The sequence below is a fragment of the Kitasatospora sp. MBT63 genome (assembly GCF_000710465.2).
In the GTDB taxonomy this organism is placed as follows: Bacteria; Actinomycetota; Actinomycetes; order Streptomycetales; family Streptomycetaceae; genus Kitasatospora.
Genome location: NZ_JAIZ01000687.1, coordinates 1 through 7,700, shown reverse-complemented (window position 1 = coordinate 7,700; position 7,700 = coordinate 1). Strand labels below are relative to the sequence as shown.

General features: G+C 70.7%; 10 protein-coding genes. 6 read left to right on the top strand and 4 right to left on the bottom strand.

The features are described 5' to 3' along the window. A partial coding sequence (locus tag AA75_RS52825) for an Lrp/AsnC family transcriptional regulator (RefSeq protein ID WP_233289335.1) occupies positions 1-454 on the bottom strand: 454 nt, incomplete at its 3' end. A 293-nt stretch (positions 455-747) separates the two neighbouring features. Here AA75_RS52825 and AA75_RS36160 point away from each other — a divergent pair. Then, positions 748-1,662: an alpha/beta hydrolase gene (locus AA75_RS36160; protein WP_033824640.1), complete on the top strand. Its 915-nt coding sequence runs from the start codon at positions 748-750 to the stop codon at positions 1,660-1,662. A 249-nt stretch (positions 1,663-1,911) separates the two neighbouring features. Continuing rightward, entirely contained in the window at positions 1,912-2,364 is a 453-nt protein-coding gene (locus AA75_RS36155; protein ID WP_033824639.1) for a DUF4345 domain-containing protein, read from the top strand. Between the two features lie 253 nt (positions 2,365-2,617). Here the strand turns inward: AA75_RS36155 and AA75_RS36150 are convergent, their stop codons facing one another. Both AA75_RS36150 and AA75_RS36145 read right to left on the bottom strand, forming a co-directional pair. Next, complete coding sequence (locus AA75_RS36150) at positions 2,618-2,824, bottom strand: hypothetical protein (RefSeq protein WP_033824638.1); 207 nt, start codon at positions 2,822-2,824, stop codon at positions 2,618-2,620. Positions 2,825-2,951: 127 nt separating this feature from the next. After that, positions 2,952-3,584, bottom strand: a complete 633-nt coding sequence (locus AA75_RS36145) for a TetR/AcrR family transcriptional regulator (protein WP_033824637.1) — start codon at positions 3,582-3,584, stop codon at positions 2,952-2,954. A 221-nt stretch (positions 3,585-3,805) separates the two neighbouring features. Between AA75_RS36145 and AA75_RS50235 the strand changes: the two genes are divergently transcribed. Both AA75_RS50235 and AA75_RS36140 read left to right on the top strand, forming a co-directional pair. Next, a complete protein-coding gene (locus AA75_RS50235) occupies positions 3,806-3,955 on the top strand; it encodes a hypothetical protein (protein WP_158515624.1) in 150 nt (49 codons plus the stop codon). Positions 3,956-3,957: 2 nt separating this feature from the next. Beyond that, positions 3,958-4,923, top strand: a complete 966-nt coding sequence (locus AA75_RS36140; protein WP_033824636.1) for an alpha/beta fold hydrolase — start codon at positions 3,958-3,960, stop codon at positions 4,921-4,923. Positions 4,924-5,280: 357 nt separating this feature from the next. On the opposite strand, the gene AA75_RS36135 is transcribed toward AA75_RS36140, so the two are convergent. Continuing rightward, positions 5,281-5,712 carry a helix-turn-helix domain-containing protein gene (locus AA75_RS36135; protein ID WP_033824635.1) on the bottom strand — a complete coding sequence of 144 codons (432 nt, stop codon included), beginning with the start codon at positions 5,710-5,712 and terminating at the stop codon, positions 5,281-5,283. Positions 5,713-5,896: 184 nt separating this feature from the next. Here AA75_RS36135 and AA75_RS36130 point away from each other — a divergent pair, with 184 nt between their 5' ends. Both AA75_RS36130 and AA75_RS36125 read left to right on the top strand, forming a co-directional pair. Then, positions 5,897-6,574, top strand: coding sequence for a DUF6426 family protein (locus AA75_RS36130; protein WP_033824634.1), 678 nt, complete (start codon positions 5,897-5,899; stop codon positions 6,572-6,574). Positions 6,575-7,071: 497 nt separating this feature from the next. After that, positions 7,072-7,275, top strand: coding sequence for a cold-shock protein (locus AA75_RS36125; RefSeq protein ID WP_033824633.1), 204 nt, complete (start codon positions 7,072-7,074; stop codon positions 7,273-7,275). Positions 7,276-7,700 lie beyond the last annotated feature (425 nt).

The window sequence follows — 7,700 nt, the reverse complement described above, 5'->3', positions numbered from 1 at the left end:
AGGTGAGCCGGAAGACGTGCAGGATCGTGGCGCTCTCCAGAGACGTCACCGCCTGCGTGGACGGCAGTTGACGAAAGACCAGCGGGTCACGTGAACCCGGCTCGGTGCGGGCGACCGCGAAGATCTCGTCCCCCGAGGTGGTGACATCGACGAACGGGATGTCCTCACGCGCCACGAGCGCCGCCACAATAGGGTCGAGCTTCCCCCGCAGGACCCGGATACGCAGGAACAGCGCCCCGGCCGACCCGCCACCCCGCGGCCGCGCGACCGGCGAGATCACCACCCGCACGCTGCCGTCGACGCCGAACGCCTGCAGACGGCGCCGCACCGTGGCGGCGCTGACCCCCAGCACCTGCGCGGCCCGCTCGGCGGTGACACGGCCGTCGCACTGCAGCGCGGCCACCAGCCGCTGGTCCGTGGGGCTCAGTACGGAATCCGCCGATGCGAGTGCCATGAAGACAAGTTTCACCCATTGCGCGGCCGAGCGGAGCCCGGTGCGGGAACTCCGGCCCGAGCATGGATGTCGGACACACCGCCCGTCCGGGCGGACACCGGCCGACCCCGGGCCACGGAAGGAGCGCCCGAGGATCCTCGATCCGCGGACCCGCCCCGCCCCGGACCGGCCGACCGGCCGTGCCCCCGGCGCCGCGAGCGGCGCACCGGGAAAGGGGTTACTCAGTGCGACCACACCACGGGCCCACGGCTCAACAGCACCCGACAGTGGCCGACTTCACCACGGAGGTCCTTGTGCCCACGATCAGGCAACGGGAGAAAGTACGCTTCGCCAGCAGCGGCACCCCGTGTGCCGCCTGGCACTATCCGGGGTCCAACGGCGGCTGCGTGATCATGGCCGGCGGAACCTCGGTGACGAAGGAACCGGCCTCGGACCTGTTCGCAGCACGGTTCAACGACGCCGGCTTCGCGGTCCTGGCCTTCGATCACCGACGGTTCGGGGAGAGCGGGGGAACGCCACGCCAGATCGTCCGCTTCCACGAGCAGATCGCCGACTGGCACGCCGCGATCGAGTACGCGGCCACACTGCCCGACGTCGACCCGTACAGGATCTCCGTCTGGGGCTTCTCACTCGCAGGCGGCCACGTCTTCCGGGTCGCGGCCGACCACCCGCGACTGGCCGGCGCCATCGCACAGACCCCGCTGGTCGACGGCCGCGCCATCGCCCCCCACGCGCTGCGCTCCATGACCCCCCGAGCGGCGCTCGGCCTGTTCGGCCGCGGCATCGCGGACGCGCTCGGCGGCCTCGCCGGACGGCCGCCACTGCTCGTCCCGACGGCCGGTACACGCGGCACCGTCGCCGCGCTCACCACCCCCGACACCATGGACGGCGACCGGGCCCTGGACCCCGACAATCTCCACACCACCTGGGACCGGACGGTCGCCGCGCGCCTCGCCCTGCGGATCGGCGGGTACCGGCCCGGCCGCCACGCCTCCCGGATACGGTGCCCGCTGCTGCTGGTCGTCTGCGACCAGGACCGGAGCACACTCCCCGGCCCCGCCCTCCGGGCGGCCCGCAGAGCACCGGCGTCCGAGGTGATCCACCTGACGGGCCGCCACTACGCCCCGTTCCTCGAGGCACACGAACAGGCCGTCCAGGCACAGATCTCCTTCCTGCGAAAGCACCTGGCTCCTGCCGGTTCCAGCTGACGCATGCCACCCACTCGACCGACACACCCAACGGCACGCCCGTCGACAGTGCCGGAAAGGCCGTCAGCACCACCCGCGACCACACCGACAACCGGAGACCAACAACATCGGCACCGGCCGGGCATCGACGGCACAACGCCCCGCAAGGTTCCCGCCCCACAAGCGCATGGACCAGCCAAGGACCCGCCTGACGGCCCGCCACACAGACAGCCGGGCCGCACCCCGTCGCTCGGAAGGAGCAGTCCCTACATGGCCAGACTTCTCAGGTGGTTGGTGCTGATCATGGGAATCGTCTGTGTCGCAATCGGCGGCTTCCACCTCGCTCTCGGCATCGACTCGGTGCCGGGCGAGGGCTCGGCCGGTGCGACCGTCGACAGCCGGGAACGGTACTACGGGGCGATCTTCCTCGGATACGGTCTGGCCTGGATCTGGGCCGCCCGGCAGTCACCGGTCCCCGCCAGGGCGGTGCGCCGGCTTGCCGGCATCTGCCTGCTCGGGGGGCTGGGCCGGATCGCCTCGATCGCGATCCACGGCTGGCCGCAGTGGTTCCAGATCGTCCTGACGGCCACCGAACTCGCCTTGCCTCCGGTGTACTTCATTCTCGCAACCGCCGACGAGAAAGCCACGGCGACCCAGTCGGACGAGCCGGCCGGCACCGCACGTGGAGCGCGTCCGGCGCACCCGGCGAATCCACCACACTGAGCACCGCACCCCGGGGGGAGGTGGCGGCAGCAGGCGGCGAGCAGGGCGACGCGATCCTCAGCCGGCCCGGGGCGGGAAGGCGGTGAAGGTGGGTGAGGCGGAGGTCGGTGGTGCCGATCGGTGATGGTCAATGTTGCCGAGGAGGAGACGGGCAAGACGGAGACGGCCGAGGGCCTGCACCGAGCCCCCTCAGCCAGCGGCACGCGCTGCGGGGCGGGGCAACGTCCGCGCCGTGCGGTGCGGGTGCGCCGGATCACCCCGTGACCAGGCGAAACGCACCGTTGTCCACCAGCGGGCGAGGTGCTCCCCCAGGGGTACGGCGCAGCAGGGCGAGGGCCGCGTCGGCGCCGCTGCGGCGCAAGGGTTCGCCGCCGGCGGCGTCGCAGACGGCGCTGCTGTCGAACGGGCCGATCCAAATGCGCCGGACGTCGTGCGCCTCGATCTGCCTGCGCACCACCATGCGATGGGCACCGGCCGACCGCCTTCTGGTTGTCCTCGCGCGGTCAGCGCTCGTGCTGCAGGACCGCCCGAAGGAGCGCGAGGCATTCCTCGGGCTCCTGAACGCCACGGGTCGTTACCGGGCAGGGTCACAGCATGGATTGCCCGGGAAGGTCGTGGGTGACGTCCTTCGATGCTGCCCGGGCGAGGGTGTCCGCCACCGTTGTGCACGCGAGCCGGGCGACGGATCGCAGCTCGGCGTCCGAGGTTCCGGCACGGCTCAGTACGGCCAGCGACTGGTTGACGGCGACCACGAAGGTGGCGAGTTCGTCGAGCATCCGGGTGTCGGCCGAGGAGTCCTCCAGTGCTGCGCGTACCCGTTGGCGCTGCGTGTCGAGCAGGACACGTACCTGAGCGCTGTTCTCCTCCTTCAGTGTCGGTGACTGCGCGGCGGATTGGGCGATGAGGCACCCCACGGGGACCGACGGGTCGGCGATACGGCTCAGCGTGACGTCGAGGAATGCCTCGACTGCGCGCACCGGATCACCAGGGTGCGCCGTCAGCGCCTGCTCGAACTGCGCGCCGTAGATCGACGCGTAGCGGTCGAGGCACTGGCGGAACAGGGCGTCCTTGGTGCCGAAGGTGCCGTATAGGGAGCCGCGGCCGAGACCGGTGGCGGACCCGAGGGCGTCGAGCGAGGCGTCCGCGTACCCGCGCTGCCAGAACACTCGCATCGCCTGGTCGAGGGCCGCACCGACGTCGAACTGCTTCCGGCCGGACATGGGGTTCACCTCTCGTTTCGCGATCTCCGCTGCGAGCCTACCCCCATCTTGGATCGATCGGTCAAACTATCTTTGACCGATCGATCCAAGATGATTAGCGTGATGCCCCAGTGGTTCCCGTATCGAAAGGCCGCACGGTGATCGACGACGCCGCATCAGACGTCCGCACACACCTCGTCCCACGCGTCGACGGACGCCGGCCGCGCTCCGGGTTCTGACTCATGGCCACGGCGCACACCGCGAACGAGCTGATGCTGTTCGCGCCGCTCTCCGACCGCACCGCCACCATCCGAGCGACCACCGCGCCGCGCGACTCCACCCTCTCCCGCGCCCACTCCATGAAACCGCGACAGCCCTGCCGCAAAGGATGATCATGACACCGTCATCAGACCGCCCGCCCACGCCCGAAGGTCCCGGTTCCGTCTCCCGGGCGCCGAACCTCCCGGACCGATTCACCGACACCTTCACCAGCCAGCACGTCGACACCGGCGAGCTGCGGCTGCACGCCGTCACCGGCGGCGAAGGACCCCCGCTGCTGCTGCACGCCGGCTGGCCGCAGACCTGGTACGCCTGGCGTCTCCTGATGCCCGCGCTGGCCCAGGACTTCCAGGTCGTCGCGGTCGATCCGCGCGGCGTCGGGCTCTCCGACAAACCCCTGGACGGGTACGACACCGGCACCCTCGCACGCGACATGGTGGCGCTCATGGACGCACTCGGGCATCAGCGCTTCGCCATGGTCGGTCACGACATCGGGATGTGGACCGGCTACGCCCTGGCCGCGGATCACCCCGACCGGATCGACCGCCTGGCCGTCGCCGAGGCCGCAATCCCGGGGCTCTCCCCCACCCCGCCTCTTTTCGGCAGCCAGGAGGCCAACGACCGCCTCTGGCACTTCGCCTTCAACCGCCTCGCCGGCATCAACGAGCAGTTGATCAGCGGACGGGAGCACCTCTTCTTCGGCCACCAGTTCGCCACGAAGTCCGCGAAGGCACTGCCCGACCACGCCGTCCAGCACTACGTCGACACCCTCACCGCCGATCCGGCAGCCCGCCGAGCCAGCTTCGAGTTCTACCGCGCACTCGATACGACCATCGAACAGAACCAGAAGCGCAAGACACGACGACTGACCCTTCCCGTCCTGGCGATAGGCGGCGCGGAGAACCTGGGGGCATCGGTCGGCGCAACGATGAAGCTCGCCGCCGACCACGTGGAGAGCATCGTCCTCCCTGAATGTGGCCACTACCCTGCCGAGGAAGCCCCCGAGGCGATGCTGTCTGCCCTGACCACCTTTCTGGCGCCCTACCGCGAGGGGCCGAACGCAGCGACCTCGCACAGGTAGGCAGCACGGGAAGCCGTCTTCCACCGGCGCAGCCGCATCAATGCCATCGGCGACCGGCGCCGGCACAGCATCCGCCACCCAAAACCTTCAGAGGCAGCCCTCGTGCACCGCGGCCCCGGCGGAACAGGGGCGGCTCACGCCGCGAGGGACGCCCCTGGAGGGGGTTGACCCGCCCGCCGGGCGGTGTGGTGTGCGCAGCTTTTCGCCCGTCTCGCGGTACCGGCTCACGGCGGGCGGGGCACAGCCTGCGCTGCTTCGCGTTGGTCGTTCCCGCACCGCCCGCCGTATCGCCGTATCGCCGGTGACCGGACCCGGCGGGGTGTCGGCCCCCGGCCCCGGGAGATCGCCTTGGCGTGATCACTCGGGGTGTCGGGCTCTCGCCTCGCGGCGTGCGATCGCCTCGATCATGTCGCTGATGGTGCCCAGCCCCTCCGGCGAGAGGCTCCTCGCCCGGAGCGCGACCTCGCGTACGCCGGCGTCCCGCAGCGCCCCGAGCAGCGCCAGCTCGTCGGCGAGTTCGGCGCCCCGCTCGTCCTCGAAGAAGTACCCGGGCGGTACCTGGAAGAAGTGCGCCAGGGCTTCGAGGTGACGCTTGGTCGGGTTGCCGCGCCGCCCGGTGCGCAGCTGCCAGACGTAGGTGGCCGAGAAGCTCTCCCCGGTCGCCTCCCGGCACGCCCGTGCGACCTCCTCGTTGCCGTACGGCTCGCCACCCGGCCGGAGGACCGTCCGGAAGAGCCGCTCGATGCGGTCCGCGAGGGTGTCCGGTGCGCCTGGCCCGTCTGCCGTCACTGGGCGCCTCTCCGTTCGTCGGTCTGCCGGACACCATCACGCTCATCCATCTCAGCTGTGATCATGATGGCTTGAATTCATCCTAGCTAATACCCTGAGGCTGTGTCAGTGTTTGCGCCGCGGCCGGCCAGCAGTGGATCCGTCAGGTCGCCGCTTCCCCGACCCGAACCTTCAAGGAGCAACAGTGAAACTCAGGAACTCCCTGGCCGCTGCGGTACTCGGCGCCTCGCTGCTCACCACCCTGCCCGCAGTGGTGGCCCCGAACCTGGCCGCCGCCTCCGGCGGCGACTGCCCGTTGGTCCCCGAGTGGGAGGAGATGGGGTGCAGCGGCAGCTTCTCGGAGACGATCAACTGGAGCAGCGGCGACGTCGGTGAGACGTTCGACATGCAGCAGGTCAAAATCATCGGGAAGGCCGAGAAGCCGAGCCGGCCGGAGGTTCCGGCTCTTCCTGAGCGCCCGCCCACCGTCCCCGGCAGCTCCGGCGGCACCAGCGGCTCGAGTGGGTCCGGCCCCGCCATGCCCTACAGCTACGGCCGGAAGTGGATGGTCGTGCAGGACTGCCTGGAGAACACCTCCAGCGTGCCCCAGAAGTTCACCCGCAACTCCAACTACACGGCCAACTACGAGGCCAGCACGAACGCCTCGGCGAAAGCCCTCGACGTCATCACGGTCACCATCGGGACCAAGATAAACGCCACGGTCAACCATAGCACCGGATGGGAGATCACCATCCCTCCGGGCCAGCGGCTCGGGCTGGGCGTCGAGTACCAGACCATCACCTACGCGGTCCCGACCGGCTCATCCGTCGAGCTCGTGAACGTCACAGCACCGACGGCGACGGTCGCCGGCGTCGCCTGCTGACGACCCACGCAGGCAGGCGCGGCCGCGGAGCGCCGCCGCCCCGAGCCCCGGCGCCGGCCCGGCGGGCGGGCGGGCGGCCCAGTCCTCCGCGAGGTGGGGGTTCCCAAGGATCTCGTGGTCACGGGTGGCGGCAGCGGCCAGGGGCTGCACGGCCCCGCGCAGTTCGCCGACGCGCCCACCGGCCCTGGGCGGAGGCTCACCGGGCCACCGTGACCTGTTCCACGGCCGCCGGGGCCCGATCGGACCGTTCGGCCGCCACCGGACCGACGCCCGGCCCGGCAGCAGGCCGGCTCGGACCAGGTCAGTCCTCCCGATGACCCGGCCGAGTTGCCGCAGAAGATCCATTTCCAAGCGCGGGGAGCCGCCGTTCGGTACCTTCTTGATCAGCAGTCGTGGATCCGATGTACCGCTCGTTCAGCAGTCGGAGGACCAGGGCGATCACCTCAACCCGAGGGATGCGCAACCAGTGCGCACCCCGTCCCCGACCAGGGAGCAGCATGGCCACCGGAACTGTGAAGTGGTTCAACGCCGAGAAGGGCTTCGGCTTCATCGAGCAGGAGGGCGGCGGGCCGGACGTGTTCGCCCACTACTCGAACATCAACGCGAGCGGCTTCCGTGAGCTCCTCGAGGGCCAGCGCGTGGAGTTCGAGGTGGCGCAGGGCCAGAAGGGCCCGCAGGCCGAGAACATCCGCGTGATCTGACACCACACCGCGCAGCGCCCCGCACCGATCCTGGTGCGGGGCGCTGCGCCGTTCTCCCGCCCGGTTCGCCGAACGACCGACCGCAGCAACTCGGCCCGACCGGCTGCGGCACCGGCTGCGGCTCGTCGGCGGCGGACAGGTCGAGGAGACGGTGCGCGACCCGGCGGCCCGCGAGTGCGACTTCCGCTCGTTCTTCGCCTTCACCATCACCCCAGCCACTGGCCACGACGTCCACCTGGACATCGAGGTCGACCCCGTGCACGAGACGCTGCTCGACGCCCTGGCACCGGTTCCTGGTGAGCCGGCAGGCCGAAGGTGGTGTTGCCGGCGTGCAGGCGGCCGGCGGGGGCGGGCGCGAAAGGTGGCCGGGCGCTCGGCCCGGGCCGGCCTGCCCGGGTTGAGACGCAGCTCACCCTCGAGGCTTC